The 15,994-nt window shown below is 73.7% G+C and carries 10 protein-coding genes; 6 read left to right on the forward strand and 4 right to left on the reverse strand.

The features are described 5' to 3' along the window. Positions 1–102: 102 nt before the first annotated feature. Complete coding sequence (locus tag AC1VWI_RS29075; RefSeq protein ID WP_499513951.1) at positions 103–1,317, forward strand: transglycosylase family protein; 1,215 nt, start codon at positions 103–105, stop codon at positions 1,315–1,317. Between the two features lie 66 nt (positions 1,318–1,383). Here AC1VWI_RS29075 and AC1VWI_RS29080 read toward each other — a convergent pair whose 3' ends face one another. Both AC1VWI_RS29080 and AC1VWI_RS29085 read right to left on the reverse strand, forming a co-directional pair. After that, positions 1,384–1,824: an SRPBCC family protein gene (locus tag AC1VWI_RS29080; protein WP_499513952.1), complete on the reverse strand. Its 441-nt coding sequence runs from the start codon at positions 1,822–1,824 to the stop codon at positions 1,384–1,386. A 47-nt stretch (positions 1,825–1,871) separates the two neighbouring features. Further along, positions 1,872–2,906: an ATP-grasp domain-containing protein gene (locus tag AC1VWI_RS29085; RefSeq protein ID WP_499513953.1), complete on the reverse strand. Its 1,035-nt coding sequence runs from the start codon at positions 2,904–2,906 to the stop codon at positions 1,872–1,874. Between the two features lie 283 nt (positions 2,907–3,189). Here AC1VWI_RS29085 and AC1VWI_RS29090 point away from each other — a divergent pair, with 283 nt between their 5' ends. Further along, positions 3,190–4,179, forward strand: coding sequence for an alpha/beta fold hydrolase (locus AC1VWI_RS29090; RefSeq protein WP_499513954.1), 990 nt, complete (start codon positions 3,190–3,192; stop codon positions 4,177–4,179). Positions 4,180–4,242: 63 nt separating this feature from the next. Here AC1VWI_RS29090 and AC1VWI_RS29095 read toward each other — a convergent pair whose 3' ends face one another. Continuing rightward, positions 4,243–5,781, reverse strand: coding sequence for an MFS transporter (locus tag AC1VWI_RS29095; protein ID WP_499513955.1), 1,539 nt, complete (start codon positions 5,779–5,781; stop codon positions 4,243–4,245). Then, on the reverse strand, positions 5,778–6,185 hold the full coding sequence (locus AC1VWI_RS29100; RefSeq protein WP_499513956.1) for a DUF3291 domain-containing protein: 408 nt from the start codon (positions 6,183–6,185) through the stop codon (positions 5,778–5,780). The genes AC1VWI_RS29095 and AC1VWI_RS29100 overlap by 4 nt, the downstream gene beginning before the upstream one ends. A gap of 412 nt (positions 6,186–6,597) precedes the next feature. On the opposite strand from AC1VWI_RS29100, the gene AC1VWI_RS29105 reads away from it, so the two are divergent. Genes AC1VWI_RS29105 through AC1VWI_RS29120 form a run of 4 tightly spaced genes read left to right on the forward strand, consistent with a single transcriptional unit; the run spans position 6,598 to position 15,955 of the window. Further along, positions 6,598–7,890, forward strand: coding sequence for an NAD(P)/FAD-dependent oxidoreductase (locus tag AC1VWI_RS29105; RefSeq protein ID WP_499513957.1), 1,293 nt, complete (start codon positions 6,598–6,600; stop codon positions 7,888–7,890). Between the two features lie 15 nt (positions 7,891–7,905). Further along, positions 7,906–8,172: an acyl carrier protein gene (locus AC1VWI_RS29110; RefSeq protein ID WP_499513958.1), complete on the forward strand. Its 267-nt coding sequence runs from the start codon at positions 7,906–7,908 to the stop codon at positions 8,170–8,172. Beyond that, positions 8,156–9,043: a thioesterase domain-containing protein gene (locus tag AC1VWI_RS29115; RefSeq protein WP_499513959.1), complete on the forward strand. Its 888-nt coding sequence runs from the start codon at positions 8,156–8,158 to the stop codon at positions 9,041–9,043. Before AC1VWI_RS29110 ends, AC1VWI_RS29115 begins: the two co-directional genes overlap by 17 nt. Positions 9,044–9,079: 36 nt before the next feature. Further along, positions 9,080–15,955 carry an SDR family NAD(P)-dependent oxidoreductase gene (locus tag AC1VWI_RS29120; RefSeq protein ID WP_499513960.1) on the forward strand — a complete coding sequence of 2,292 codons (6,876 nt, stop codon included), beginning with the start codon at positions 9,080–9,082 and terminating at the stop codon, positions 15,953–15,955. The last annotated feature ends 39 nt before the right edge of the window (positions 15,956–15,994 follow it).

Raw genomic sequence — 15,994 nt, forward strand, 5'->3', positions numbered from 1 at the left:
CACGGTTTGGGACGACAGAGTCTCAAAAGCACCCTTGCGGCGACAAGATCCCTCTGTCGTACTTGTACGGCCGTGTGTCCGGAGCCGAGAGGTGGTCCCCCCATGCCCGTACGGCCCGTGCGCGGTCGCCACCGCAGACCCCAGCCGCCGAGCCGGCTCTCGCCGGTGTCGGTCGCCGTCACCGCCGCCTCCGGAGCGGGACTCGCCCTGCCGCTGGTCGCGGCCACGGGCGCGGGCGCGGCCACGACCGGCACGTGGGACAAGGTCGCCCAGTGCGAGAGCAGCGGCCGCTGGCACATCAACACCGGCAACGGCTACTACGGCGGGCTGCAGTTCGCCCAGTCGACGTGGAAGGCCTACGGCGGTGGGAAGTTCGCCGCCCGGGCCGACCTGGCCACCAGGTCCGAGCAGATGGCGATAGCCGAACGGGTCCTGGACGGGCAGGGTCCCGGGGCGTGGCCCGTCTGCTCACAGCGCGCCGGGCTCACCCGGGGCGGACCGCGGGCGCAGGACCCGCCGCGACGTGCGGCGGCCCCGGCAAAGAAGACCGAACCCAAGGAGAAGCCCGGGACGGACCGTCCCCCCGCGGCGCGGGACGACTCCTACACGGTCGTCAGCGGGGACACGCTCTCCGAGATCGCCGACGAGCAGGACGTCCGCGGCGGCTGGCAGCGGCTCTACGCAGTGAACCGCCGGGTCGTCGGAGCCGACCCCGACCTCATCCTCCCCGGACAGGAACTGTCCGTGCCGGGAGCGGAGCCCGCGAAGGACCCCAAGCCGGCGAAGGCGTCCAAGCCCGCCAAGTCAGGCAAGCCCGCCAAGCCCAGCAAGCCCGCCAAGCCCAGCAAGCCGGCCAAGCCCGCGAAGACCGCCAGGCCCGCCGAGCGGCACGCCGCACCCGCCTCCGCCGCGCAGACCTTCGTCGCGCCGGTCGGCGGAGCGCTCGGCACCCCGTACCACCGCAGCGGATCCCACTGGGCCAGCGGCTACCACACCGGCCAGGACTTCGCCGTGCCCACCGGCACCTCCGTCAAGTCGGTCGCCGCGGGCACCGTCGTCGAGGCCGGCTGGGGTGGCGCCTACGGCTACCAGGTCGTGATCCGGCACCACGACGGCATGTACACCCAGTACGGCCACCTGTCCTCGCTGACCGTACGGACCGGCCAGACCGTGGCCGCGGGCCGCCAGGTCGGCCGCTCGGGCTCCACGGGCAACACCACCGGCCCGCACCTGCACTTCGAGGTGCGCACGGGCGAGGGCTACGGCTCCGACGTCGACCCGGTCGCCTACCTGCGGCGGCACGGGGTCCGCCTCTAGCGGCACACGGCTGGCTCCCGTCGCGGTCCGTGCGTGGCGGGCCGCACGGACCGCGCGAAGGGCCGGCTAGTGCTCGCGCTCGACGAGGTCCTTGAAGCGTTCGAGGTCGTCACGGACCGTGCGCTCGATTGCGCTGACCTGGGCGAAGCCCTTGGGGCCGCCGAAGGCGTCGCGGATCTCGGCGGGGTCGTACTCCATGCGTACCTGGACGCGGCTGTGCTGCTCGTCGATCGGGAGGACCGAGCACGTCCCGGTGATCTCGGCACCGCCGCTGGTGCGCCAGGTCATCTCCCGGGTGTCGCTCCGGGCCTTGGTGCGGTCGGAGAACTCCGCGTCGAGCAAGCCGCCACCGGTCCCCGACACGCCGAGCCGGGCCTTGCCGTCCCCGGTGGCGCCGGCCTCCCGGACACCCGCGACGAACTGCGGGTACTCCTCCAGGCGGTGCAGGTGCTGCCACGCCACCTCGGTCGGCACGTTCAGGTCGATCTGCTCTTCGAGTCTGCTCATGAACTGCCACCTGCCTTCCTCCCTCCAGCGTGCCCCCCGGTCCCGGCTCACGCCACGTTGACCTCCGGGACGTCAGGGAGGCGAGGGACGTCCGGGACCTCGGTGACCGCTTCCGTCACGGCGACGCGGCCGCCGAGGCGGGGGGCGGTGCGGAGCCCGGCGTCACCCTGGGTGAGCAGGCGGACGGCGGCCCAGGGCAGGTTCACGCCGGTGAAGGCGGTCTGGAAGATCCCGGCGGAGGGGCGCGGGTTCGCCTCCAGGAGCACGGGCTCGCCCTTGCGGTGGCGCAGCTGCACATTGGAGAGGTAGGCGAGGCCGAAGTGCCTGACGAGGCGACGGGCGATCTCCGTGATGGCGGGGTCGTCCAGCAGGAGCCGGTAGCGGCCCTCCTTGGCCCTGGGGATCGCGGCGAGCAGTTCCCCGCCCGGGGCGGACAGGCAGTCGACGCTGACCTCGGGGCCTTCCAGGTACGGCATGACGATCATGCTGGGCACGTGCTCGCCCTCGTCGGCGGCCCGCTTCATCGCCTGGGCGACCGCCTCGACCGAGGCCATCGGCCTGGCGGGGGCGAGCAGGTCACGGATGTCCATCGGCCGGTCTTCCAGGATGCGGAAGCCGAAGGCCGAGTACTCGCCGGCGGGCTTGATGCAGACGGTCTCGCCGGTCGCGGCGAGCTCGTCCACCGCGTCCCGCAGGCCGTCGGCGTCCCGGACCACCCGCCACGGCGGCACGGGGATCCCGGCGGCGAGCGCCTCCTGGTACGTACGGCTCTTGCTGGTCAGTACCTTGATCGAGGCCGGCGGCGAGCACATCAGCCGGGTCCCCGCGGCGGCGAAGTCGCCGGCCCGCCCGGCGAGCGCGGTCAGCCGGCGCGGCGGGACGAGGACGTCGATGCCGTGCCTGCGGCAGAAGTCGAGGGCGAATTCGGCGTACGCGTCGTCGCCGACGTGGCGGGGCTCCACCTCGGCCACGTCGCAGGCGGCCAGGGCGGGTGCCGAGGGATCGACATTGCTCCCGTAGACGCGGACGTCCACGGAGTCGGGGTTGCCGCGCAGCATCCGCATCACCTGGGTGGTGGCCACCCCCGCGCTGCTGAGCCATATTCGGAGGGCTATCGGACGCTCCCCTCATGCATGCGGCGCGGCAGGAAGGCATGCGGGAGCGCACCATTTCCGGCCGTCCGGGATCTTGTGTGAGGCGGATCATATCCGTGTTCGATGACGCCGGTGTTTCACGTCCGCGGAGCGCACGCGAAGAGCGGACGACCCGCCGTCACTCGTCCGTCCCCCGGGAACGAGCGGGACGGCGGCGGCGGGCCAAGGCTGGGAGGCGACAGCAGCCCCTCCGGCCGGAAGAGAGAAGAGCATGGCTGGGCCGTCCTCCCCCGCTCCGCTGCACCGACGTCGCATAGCCCGCACGGGAGCGCTCGTCGCGGCGCTCGCCTCGACGGCGATCGCCGCCGCCCCCGCCCTCGCCTCGTCGGCCGCCGACGGCGCCGCCGCGCGCGGCGGGGCCCGGCCGACCGTGGTGCTGGTGCACGGCGCCTTCGCCGACGCGTCGAGCTGGACCCCGGTCGTCGAGCGCCTCGAGAACGCCGGCTACACGGTCGTCGCCCCCGCCAACCCGCTGCGGGGCCTGATCGGCGACTCGACCTACGTGGCCAGCGTGCTGAAGAGCATCGACGGCCCGATCGTGCTCGCGGGCCACTCCTACGGCGGCGCGGTGATCAGCGGCGCAGCGGCGGGGAACCCGAACGTCAAGGCACTGGTCTACGTCTCGGCGTTCATGCCGGACGCGGGGGAGACCCTGGGTGCGCTCTCGGCGAAGTTCGCGCCGAGCGACCTCGCCTCGGCGCAGCGTCCCGTGCCGTACCGGGACGGGTCGGGCAGCGGCACGGACATCTACATCCGCGACTCCGTCTTCCGCAAGGTCTTCGCCGCGGACCTGCCCGTGGCGGCGACCCGGCTGATGTCCGCCGAGCAACGGCCGGTCGCACTGCGGGCGTTCACCGACAAGGCGCCCGGCGCGGCGTGGCGGACCATCCCCTCGTGGGCGCTGGTCGCCTCCGCCGACCACGCCATCAACCCGGCGCTGGAACGCTTCGAGGCCAAGCGGGCGGGCTCGCACACCGTCGAGGTCGACTCCTCTCACGTCGCGATGCTCTCCCACCCCGACGCCGTCGTGCGCATGATCCGCGAGGCCGCCGACAGCACCGCGTCCGGTTCCGAAGGCGGTCCCGCGCTCGCCGACACCGGCCCCCGGGACGAGCTCCTCACCAGCGTGGGCGGCGTCGCGAGCGTCGCCCTCGTGGCCGGCGCGGTCCTCGTCGCGGCGGTGCGGCGCTTCCGCCGCTGAGCGGTGGCGCGGTGGGGGCGCCGCCCCCACCGCGCCGCGGTCCTCGGCGGGCCCGCGTCCGCGCTACGCCGCGGCCGGCTTGCGGGCCAGGAACACCGCGGCCAGCACGGCCGCCGCGAAGGACACCCCGGCGACGACCCACAGGCCGGTGTGGATGCCGACCGTGAAGGACGCGCCGATCGCGTCCGTCACCGCGGGTGTGGAGCGGCCGCTGCCGCTTCCGCCGCTGCGCGCCACCGCCACGACCGCGTCGGCGACCGGCGGCGGCACATGGGCGGCCGTCAGCCGCTGCGGTAGCGCACCGATGAAACGGACCGCCAGGACGGCGCCGAGCACCGAGGTCGCCAGCACCGAACCGATCTGCCGGAACGCGGTCACGGCGTTCGACGCGGCACCCATCTGCGCGGGCTGGACCACCGCGAAGGCGGCCGCCGTCGACGGCGCGACGACCAGCCCGCTGCCCAGACCGACCAGGGCCAGGCCCACCGCCGTGATCGCGTACGCGCTGTCCGGCTGCTGCCGCACCAGCACCATGGCGGCGGCGGCCGTCACCAGGGAACCGGCCGCCAGCAGCCGGGCCGCGCCGACCCGCCCGGCGATCCGCTGGGCGACCAGGGTGGACAGCACGAAGAAGACCATCGCGGGCAGCAGCCGCACGCCCGTGGCCATCGGCGCGACGGCCTGCACCCGCTGCAGGAACAGCACCTGCAGGAAGATGACGCCGACGAACGCGAACAGCGCCGCCGCGGCCACCACCAGTGCCGCCGACACCCGCACCGAGCCCATCATGCGCACGTCCAGCATCGGCACGTCCGTACGGCGCTCCACCAGCACCAGCGCGACCAGCGACACGACGCCCACCGCCAGCGCCGCCACCACCACCGGGTCGTCGTACCCGGCGCGGCCGCCGACCGCGATCCCGTACACCAGCGTGCCCAGGCCCAGCACGGACAGGCCCTGGCCGGGCAGGTCCAGCGGCCGGTCGGGCACCTTCGACTCGCGCACCGCGTACAGCGTGACGGCCACCGTGACCACCGCCAGCGGGGTGTTGACCAGGTAGACCGCGGGCCAGTCGAAGCGGTCGAGCAGGGCGCCGCCGAGCAGCGGCCCGAGGGCCAGGCCGAGTCCGGACACCGACACCCACACCGTGATGGAGCGCAGCATGCGCGGCAGGTCGACGAAGAAGGTGGTGGTGATGATCGCCAGCGAGGTCGGCAGCACCAGCGCACCGCCGACACCGCTGACCGCCCGCCCCACCAGCACCTGCGGGAAGCCGCCCGCGGTGGCCACGACCAGCGAGCCGGCCGCCAGCGCGACCACGCCGGTCAGGAACACCCGCCGCCGCCCGTAGCGTTCGCCGAGCGCGCCGCCCGACAGCACGCACGCGGCCACCACCAGGGTGTAGGTGCTGGACACCCAGCTCAGGTCGGCGGGGGCGACCTGCATGTCGACCTGCAAGGCGCGCAGCGTGGAGATCGCCGCCGTCACCTCGATGAACGACATGAACAGCCCGAGGCAGGCGGCGAGCAGCACCAGCCGGCCGCGCGGGATCACCGGCTTCTGCGGTGCCTGCGCGGACGCGGCGCCCGTCACGGTGCTCACTGGGCGCGCTCCTTCTCCGCCAGGCGCCGGGTGGCGTCGTCCCAGGCGACGGGCAGGGCGTCGCGGGCGGTGGGGTAGAAGACGAACACCGAGCGGTCCATCACCTTCCGCAGCCGCGCCACGATCCGCGCGTGCGGGTCGGTGCGGGCGAAGGTGTCCAGCGCCTCCTGGTCCCGCCACGCCGACAGCGTCCAGAAGGTCTTCTTCAGCGGCTCCGCCCGCAGCGAGGCACCGACCACGCCGGGCGCCGACCGCACCTGCTTCCACACCACCAGCGACAGCAGGAAGAAACGGGGCACGCTCAGCAGCGACTTCACTTGGAGCTTGGAGGCCATGACCACGGCCTCACCGGAGCCGGCGGACTCCTTGGCGGCGGCCCCGGGCATCCAGGGAATGGTGGGCATGGCAGCTCTCTCCTCTTCGGTACGGGTGCGCGGCCGGTGCGCGCCGTCACGGCGGGAACTCCCGCCACCCACATGAGTCCCTCCCGCGGGGCTTCCGGACACCTCCGGGCGGCCGATAGGCCGGTCCGCGCGGCAGTTGGCCTGTTCGCGCCCCCGGTGCCCCCCGGGCACCGATCCGGACACCCGGGACGGGGCGCATCGGCGGCCCCGATGGGCCGGAAACCGTCGATGATGCGGTGTTTGACCCTCCGGCCCGGGCCGCCCTACGTTCCCAGTGCGCCGCCTGCCGCGCCGATCCGCGCGGGACACGGACGACTTCACGCCTTCAGAGGTCCCAGCCCTCTGCGCTCCAGCCGCCGTCGCCCAACGCGACCGGTTCCTGAGAACTGCTCGAGCCGAGGGGCTGCCTGTCATGACCACCCGTGTCGCTGTCGTCGGGGCCGGCATATCCGGCCTGTCCGCCGCGTACCACCTGCCCGACGACGTCGAAGTCACCGTCTACGAGAAGGAGGACCGGCCCGGCGGCCACGCCCTGACCGTCGAGGTGGAGGAGGACGGCCGCACCATCGGGATCGACACCGCCTTCGTGGTCTTCAACTCCCGGACGTACCCGCAGCTGAGCGCCTTCTTCCAGGAGATCGGCGCCACGGCCCTGGACCACACCGGCGGCTTCGACTTCTTCGACCTCGACCGCGGACTCGACTACGGCACCGCCGAGTTCGAGCTCACCGAGGAGGAGATCGCGGGGCGCTACCCGGCCGACTTCCTGCCCCTGTGGCGGGACGCCGAGCGATTCCACCGCGAGGCCCCCCGCGACTTCCTGCGCAAGCGCACCGACATGGCCCTCGGCGAGTACCTGGACCGGGGCGGCTACTCCGACGCCTTCAAGTACGGCTACGTGGTGCTGCTCGCCACCGCCGTCTGGTCGGTGCCGGCCGAGCTGATCTGGGAGATGCCGGCCACCACCGTCATCGCCTTCTTCATGTCGCACGACCCGGGTGGCCTCGGCGGCCGCTCGGTGGCGTGGAAGACCGTCGCCGGCGGCAGCGTCGAGTACGTCCGCCGGGTCGTCGCCGCGGTCAACGGCACGGTCCGCACCGGCAGCCCGGTCACCCGGGTCCGGGAGGAGGCGGGCCCGGACGGCGGCGTCGTCATCGGCACCGCCGACGGCGAGGAGCGCTACGACTACGCGGTGCTCGCCTCGCACGCCGACCAGACCCTGGCGATGCTGGAGCGGCCCACCGCCGCGCAGGCCGACGTCCTGGGCAAGGTCCGCTACAGCTCCACCCGGGCCGTGCTGCACACCGACCCGTCAGGCATGCCGCCGGACCGCTCCCGCTGGCAGAGCTGGAACTACGGCCTGAAGACCGTCGACGGCCGCACCCGCACCTGGGTCGCGTACTACATGAACTCCCTGCAGGGCTTCACCGCCCGCCAGGACTACTTCGTCACCCTCGACTGCCCGGTCGTCCCCCGCGACGAACTGGTCATCCGCGAGCTGCCGTTCACCCACCCGGTGATCGACCTGGACGTGCGCTCCATGCAGCGCACCATCTACGCCGTCAACGACACCGGCCGGATCAAGCTCGCCGGCTCGTACTTCCACTCGCCCAGGATCGGCCACGACCTGATCGGCTCCCACGAGGCCGGGTACGTCTCCGGGCTCAAGGCCGCCGAGTCCATCGCCCGCGACATCAAGAAGTGAAGTGAGGGAATCCCCATGCAGCGTGTCACCGCCGAGGAAGCGCAGGCCTGGCTGGTCGAGAAGCTCGCGGTCCGGCTGGAGGTCGAGCCGGCCCAGATCGACGTCGACCGCTACTTCGACGAGTTCGACCTCGACTCCACCGAGGCGCTGATCCTCGCCGGCGAGCTGGAGAAGTGGCTCGGCTTCGAGCTGGAGGCGACCGCGCTCTGGTACCACCCCACCATCGCCGCGCTGTCGGAGCACATCGCCGAGGAGAACGCCCGCCATGTCGCAGCGGCCTGACCGTACCGCCCCCCGCCCGGTCCTCACGCCGCTGCGTGAACCGGCCGGCGGGGCGGCCCGCCGGCTCTACGCCGTCCACCCGGGCGCACTGGCGCCCACGGCGTGGCAGCCGCTCGCCGACCGGCTGCCCTCGGACACCGCGCTGTCCCTGCTCGACCTCGGCACCATCCCGGAGTTCTTCGCCGCCGCCCTCGACCCGGCCGCGGCCACGGTCTCCATCGCCGGCCTGGCGGAGCGCTGCCTGTCAGAACTCACCGCTTCCGCGCCCGCGGACGCGCCGTTCTCCCTGGTCGGCTGGTCCTTCGGCGGCGTCGTCGGGTTCGAGATCGCCGCCCGGCTCGACGCCGCGGGACAGGGCGCCCGGCTGGAGGAACTCGTCCTCCTCGACAGCATCGCCCCCGTCCCCGCCTTCAAGCGTGCCGACGAACTGCTGGACCCCGCGATGCTCCTCGACTGGTTCGCGATGTACCTCGGCGCCAAGCGCGGCCGCCCCGTCGTCCTGCGCGTCCCGCCGGTCGCCGACACCGACGAGGGCCTGCCCGCGCTGCTGGCCGCGGCCACCGCCCAGGGCGTACTGCCCCCCGGCACCGAACTGGCCGGGCTGCGCAAGCTCTACGCCGCGTACCACGGTGGGCTGCTGCGCAACAACCGCTGCACCGCACCGTACGAACCCGCTCCGCTCGACCGCACGGTCACCCTCGTCAAGCCGGAGCGCTCCCTGCTCCCGGACCGCGGTGACCTCGGCTGGAGCCGGCTCAGCACCCGCCCCGTGCGGCAGCTGGGCGTCCCCGGCGACCACTACACGATGCTCCGGGAGCCCACCGCCGTCGCCGTGCTCGCCGGACTGCTGGCCGACCCGGCCGTCGCCTGAGCACTCGTGGATCCGCGCCCCCGCCACCCGGCGCCCATGACCGAGAGGACCGTCGTGCATCACTCACGTCTGGCCGAGACACCGATCGCCATCGTCGGGTTGGCCGGCCTGTTCCCCAAGTCGCGCGACCTGCGCGAGTTCTGGCACAACATCGTGGACGCCCGCGACTGCATCGAGGACGTCCCCGCGAGCCACTGGAACGTGGACGACCACTACGACCCGGACCCCGCCGCCGAGGACAAGACCTACGCCCGGCGCGGCGGGTTCCTGCCGGAGGTCGCCTTCAACCCCATGGAGTTCGGCCTGCCTCCGAACACCCTGGAGGTCACCGACATCCTGCAGCTGCTGTCGCTGACCGTCGCGCGCGACGTGCTGCGCGACGCGGGCACGGACGGTGCGGACTGGTACGACGCGAGCCGGACCGGCGTCATCCTCGGCGTCACCGGCGCCAACTCCCTCACCCAGCCGCTCTCCGCGCGCCTGCAGACGCCCGTGCTGAAGGAGGTCGTGCGCAGCGTCGGACTGAGCGAGGCCGACGCCGAGGAGATCGCCCGCCGCTTCAAGAAGGCGTACATCCCGTGGGAGGAGAACTCCTTCCCCGGCATGCTCGGCAACGTCGTCGCCGGGCGCATCGCCAACCGCTTCGACCTCGGTGGCACCAACTGCACCGTCGACGCCGCCTGCGCCAGCTCGCTGGCCGCCGTCAAGCTCGCCGTCAGCGAGCTGATCGAGGGCCGAGCCGACCTGATGCTCACCGGCGGCTGCGACGCCGAGAACACGATCCTCATGTACATGTGCTTCAGCAAGACCCCGGCGTTCTCCAAGAGCCAGGTCATCAAGCCCTTCGACGAGTCCGCCGACGGCACGCTGATCGGCGAGGGCATCGGCATGCTCGCCCTCAAGCGGCTCGCCGACGCCGAGCGCGACGGCGACCGGGTCTACGCCGTGCTGCGCGGCATCGGCACCTCCAGCGACGGCCGCTTCAAGTCCATCTACGCCCCGCGCGCCGAGGGCCAGCAGCTTGCGCTGCGGCGCGCCTACGAGGACGCGGCCGTGCCCGCCGGCTCCGTGGAGCTCTTCGAGGCCCACGGCACCGGCACGGCGGTGGGCGACCACACCGAGCTGTCCGCCCTCGGGTCGTTCGTCACGGAGCAGCCCGGTGCGGGTCAGCTCGGCTACGCCGCCATCGGCAGCGTCAAGTCCCAGATCGGGCACACCAAGGCCGCCGCGGGCGCCGCGGGCCTCATCAAGCTGGCGCTCTCCCTGCACCAGAAGGTGCTGCCGCCCACCATCAACGTCGACCGGCCCAGCGATGCCGTCGACCCCGCGCGCACCCCCTTCTACGTCAGCCCCCAGGCGCGCCCCTGGGTCCTGGACCCCTCGCGCGACAAGCGGCGCGCCGCGGTCTCCTCCTTCGGCTTCGGCGGCACCAACTTCCACATGGTGCTGGAGGAGCACGACCCCGCCGCGGCCCGCACGGTGCTCGGCCCGGTGGCCCGCACCGGCCTGTGGCACGCCGCCGACCCCGAGGCGCTCGCCCGCCGCCTGGAGCAGGGCGCCGCCCCCGACCCGGCCGGCCGGGTGCCCACGGGCGACGCGCGGCTCGGCATCGTCGCCCGCGACGACGCCCAGTTCGAGGAACTGCGGGCCGCGGCCGTGGAGCTGCTGCGCGCCAAGCCCGAGGCGTCCTCCTGGCAGCACCCCAAGGGCATCAGCTACCGCCGCGCCGGGCTCCCGTCCGGGACGAAGACGGCCGCCGTCTTCGCCGGGCAGGGCAGCCAGTACGTCGGCATGGGCCGCCGGGCCGCCCTCGCCCTGCCGCCCGTCCTCGCCGCGTACGACAGGGCCAACCGCATCAGCACCGGCCCGGAGACCCTCGGCCGGGTCGTCTTCCCGCCGCCCGCCTTCGACGACGCCACCCGTGCGGCCCAGGAGGAGGCGCTGCGCCGCACCGACTTCGCACAGCCCGCCATCGGCGCCCTGTCGGCCGGGCAGTTCGCCTGGTTCCGCGAGCTCGGCTTCGCCCCCGACGGGACCGTCGGCCACTCCTTCGGCGAGCTCACCGCCCTGTGGGCGGCCGGCGCCCTCGACGACGACGGCTTCGCCGAACTGGCCCGCGCGCGCGGCCTGGCCATGGCCCCGCCGCGCGCGGCCGCCGCCGACTTCGACCCGGGCGCCATGGCCGCGATACGCGCCGAACTCGGCGAGGTGCAGGGGCTCGTCGCCACCTACCGCAGCGTCGCCATCTGCAACATCAACGCCCCCGGCCAGGTCGTCGTCGGCGGCCCCACCGCCGAGATCGACCGCCTCGTCGCCGATGTCGCCGCCCGCAAGATCCCCGCCAAGCGGCTCCCGGTTTCCGCCGCCTTCCACACCCGCTTCGTCGCCCACGCCGCCGATGCCTTCCGCGAGGCCGTCGACCGCGTCGGCCTCGGCGCGCCGGGCATCCCCGTCTACGCCAACACCCCGGGCGCCGCGTACGGCACGGACGCCGACGCCAACCGCGACACGCTCGTCGAGCAGCTGCTGCAGCCCGTCGCGTTCCAGACCCGCATCGAGGAGATGTACGCCGACGGCTACCGCGTCTTCGTCGAGTTCGGGCCCAAGCGCGTGCTGTCCGACCTCATCGAACGCATCCTCGACGGGCGCGGCGACGTGGTCTGCGTCGCGGTCGACGGCGGGCCCAGCAAGGACGGCGAGATCTCGCTGAAGCGGGCCGCCGTCGAACTGGCCGTCCTCGGCCTCCCGGTCACCGGCATCGACGACCACGCCGAGCCGCTCCCGGACGCGCCCGTCCGCAAGGGGCTCACGATCCCGCTGCGCGGCGTCAACTACGTCTCCGACGCACGGCGCGAGGCGTACGCGAAGGCCCTGTCGGAGCCGGGTGTCACGGTCGCGCCGCAGACGGCGGAGCCCGCGCCGACTCCGGAGGCTGCCCCGTCCGACGCCCTGAGCGACGTCGTCCGTGAGGGCCTGGGACTCCAGGCCGAGATCCTCGACGCCCACGTCGCGACCGTCCGCGAGGCGATCACCTCCCTGGAACAGACCGTCCGCGCGGGCGGCCACCCCGACACGGACGCCGCCCTGCGGCTCATCGAGCAGCACGGCAGCTCCATCACCACCGCCCACGAGCGCGCGACGCGCCTGCTGATCGACACCCTCCGCGGCGACACCGCACCCCCGCCGGCCGTGGCTGAGGCCGTGGCTGAGGCCGTGGCTGAGGCCGTGCCCGAGGTCACCCCTGCGGAGACCGTTGCGCCTGCGCCTGCTCCTGTTGCTGCCGACTCTGCGGTGTTGGAGGCGCTGCTTGAGGTGGTGGCGGAGAAGACGGGTTATCCGGCGGAGATGCTGGAGCCGGGGATGGATCTGGAAGCCGACCTGGGGATCGATTCGATCAAGCGGGTGCAGATCATGGGGGCGCTGCAGGAGCGGTTCCCGGTGTCGGGAGACGTCGATCCCGAGCGGCTGGGTGAGCTGCGCACGCTGGACGACATCGCGGGGTTCCTCGGTGGTGTCGCTGCGCCGGCACCCGTAGAAGCCCCTGCCCCTGCCCCTGCCCCTGAGGCTGTGCCTGTTGTTGCCGACTCTGCGGTGCTCGATGCGCTGCTTGAGGTGGTGGCGGAGAAGACGGGTTATCCGGCGGAGATGCTGGAGCCGGGGATGGATCTCGAAGCCGACCTGGGCATTGACTCGATCAAGCGGGTGCAGATCATGGGGGCGCTGCAGGAGCGGTTCCCGGTGTCGGGAGACATTGACCCCGAGCGGCTGGGTGAGCTGCGCACGCTGGACGACATCGCCGGGTTCCTCGGCGGCGTTGCCACGCCGGCACCGGTAGAGACGCCGGAGGCTGCTCCTGTTGCTGCCGACTCTGCGGTGCTCGATGCGCTGCTTGAGGTGGTGGCGGAGAAGACGGGTTATCCGGCGGAGATGCTGGAGCCGGGGATGGATCTCGAAGCCGACCTGGGGATCGATTCGATCAAGCGGGTGCAGATCATGGGGGCGCTGCAGGAGCGGTTCCCGGTGTCGGGGGACATCGATCCGGAGCGGCTGGGTGAGCTGCGCACGCTGGACGACATCGCCGGGTTCCTCGGCGGCGTTGCCACGCCGGCACCGGTAGAGACGCCGGAGGCTGCTCCTGTTGCTGCCGACTCTGCGGTGCTCGATGCGCTGCTTGAGGTGGTGGCGGAGAAGACGGGTTATCCGGCGGAGATGCTGGAGCCGGGGATGGATCTCGAAGCCGATCTGGGCATTGACTCGATCAAGCGGGTGCAGATCATGGGGGCGCTGCAGGAGCGGTTCCCGGTGTCGGGAGACATTGACCCCGAGCGGCTGGGTGAGCTGCGCACGCTGGACGACATCGCCGGGTTCCTCGCCGGTGCCTCCGCTTCCATCACCGGCCCCGCGCCCGTCCCCGCGACCCGTGCGGAGGCGCCGCTGACGGTGACGTACCCGGCCGCGTCCGGGATCGGGCGGACGTTCGCGGCGTTACGCGAACTGCCCGCGCCGTACGCGGTCGTGGGGGCGTACGCCGAGCAGCGGACCGCGCTCGTGGTGGACGACGGGTCGACGCTGACCCGGCCGGTGGTGGCCGCGCTGCGCGCGGACGGCTGGCGGGTGGAGGTCGTGGGGCTGCCCGACGGGGTGGCGACCGCGGCCGAGGCGGACGCCGTACGGTCGCTGCGGACGTGGGACGCCGACGAACTGGCCCGCGTCGTGACGGCGGGCAGGCTCGACCTCGTCGTCCAGGTGGCGGCCGCGGCCGCGGAAGAGTGGGCCGACGCCGCACGGCGGCTGGCGCACACCGTGCTCGTGGCCCGGCAGACGCAGCCCGCGCTGAAGGCCGCGGCGGCCGGGGGCACGCGCGCGGCGTTCGTGGCGGTCACGCAGCTGGACGGGGCGAACGGCTACCGCGGTGGTGCGTCCGGCCCGGCGCTGCTGGGCGGTGTGAGCGGACTGGTGAAGACCCTCGCCATCGAGGTGCCGGAACTGTTCACCCGCACCGTGGACTTCGCGCCCGGGCTGGACGACCACACGATCGCGGCCCGCTTCCTGGGCGAGATCAAGGACCTGGCGGGCGACCTCGCCGACGTCGGGCACGACGCGCAGGGCCGCCGCACCGTCGTGCCGTCGGCGGAGGTACCGGCCGGGCCCGCGGTGGCCGTGCCGGAGATCGGCGCGGACGACCTGCTCGTGGTGACCGGCGGAGCGCGCGGCATCACGGCGGACTGCCTGCGGGCGCTGGTGGCGGCGCGCCCGGCGGGGCTCCTGCTGCTCGGCCGCAGCGAGGCCGCCCCGGAGCCCGAGTGGGCCGCCGGGCTGGAGGGTGCGACGCTGAAGGGCGCGATCGCCCGGCGGATCGCCGCCGGCGGCGAGAAGCCGACCCCGCGCGGGGTGGAGGCGGTCTACCGGGAGCTGACGGGCAGCCGGGAGATCTCGGAGAACCTGCGCCGGCTGCGGGCGTACGGCGGGAGCGTGGAGTACGTCGCCGTCGACATCACCGACGCCGCCGCGGTGCGGACCGCCCTGGCCCCGTACGCGCCCCGGGTCACCGGGGTCGTGCACGGCGCGGGTGTGCTGGCCGACCGGCTGATCGCGGACAAGACGGCGGAGGAGGTCCACCGGGTCCTCGGCACCAAGATCGTCGGCTTGGGCAACGTCCTGGACGCGCTGCGCGGCACCGCCGCCCTGCGGCACCTGGTGTTCTTCTCCTCGGTCGCCGGGTTCTTCGGCAACCGCGGCCAGTCCGACTACGCCGTGGCCAACGAGGCGCTGAACCGGCTCGCCGTACGGCTCAAGCGGGAGCTGCCGTCGGCCCGGGTGACCTCGGTCAACTGGGGTGCCTGGGACGGCGGGATGGTCACCGACGACCTGCGCCGGATGTTCGCCTCCCGTGGGGTGGAGCTGGTGCCGGTCGCGACCGGGGCGGGCATCTTCGCCGAGCAGTTCACGGCGGAGCGCGGCCACGACACGGTCATCGTGGCGGGCCCGCTGAAGCCGCTGTCGGCGCCGCCCGCCACCGGGTCCGGCGCGCCGGTGTCGCTGCTGGTGGACCGTGGGCTCGACCGGCTGGCCGCCGAGACGGTGCTGGCCGACCACGCGATCGGCGGCAGGCGGGTGCTGCCCGCCACCGCCGCGGTCGGCGCCCTGCTCAACGCCGTCGAGACGGCGACCGATGGGACGGTCACCGAGGTCAGCGGGTTCAAGGTCTTCAAGGGGGTCGTCCTGGACGGCGCCGAGGGCGAGGTCCCCGAGCGGCTGCGGCTGTTCGTGGAGCCCGGCCGGAACGCCGGTCCCGGCACCCTGGACGTGCTGGCCTCCGCCGTCGACACCGCCGGGCGCAGCCGCCCCGCGTACGGCGGCACCGTCGGCACGGCCGGACCCGGCCCGCGTCCCGCGGACCGCGCGGACCTCGCCGAGGCGGCCCGGGCGGCGAGCGGCACCGACGCCGGCTACCTCTACCGCGACGGCACGCTCTTCCACGGCCCGTCGCTGCGCGGGCTGCGCCGGATCCTCGCCTCGGACGAGCACCGGCTGCTGCTCGGCGCCCGTCTCGGCGACCCCGTCCCGGCGCACGGCGCCTACCACGGCCTGCGGCACAGCCCCGTCCTGGCCGACCTGCTGCTGCAGGCCGGGCTGGTGTGGGTCCGGCTGTTCCGCGGCCGGGCGAGCCTGCCGATGGAGGTCTCCCGGATCCGGCTCTTCGCCCCCCTGCCCGCCGACGAGGACTTCCTGATCGCGGTGGAGGACGTCCGGCCGGCCACGACCGGGGTGACCTGCTCGATCACCGCGCTCGATCGCGAGGGCCGGGTCCTGCAGGTGCTCGACGGGGTGGCGTTGGTCGAGGACCCGGAACTGGAGGGCAAGTTCGGGCCCTCCGGACGGTCCGGCGCGACCGCCGCCGTCCCGGTCTGACGACCGCCGACCCGACCGGACCGACTCGGACACTCGGAG

The sequence above is a fragment of the Streptomyces sp. TOM-9 genome, assembly GCF_056858595.1.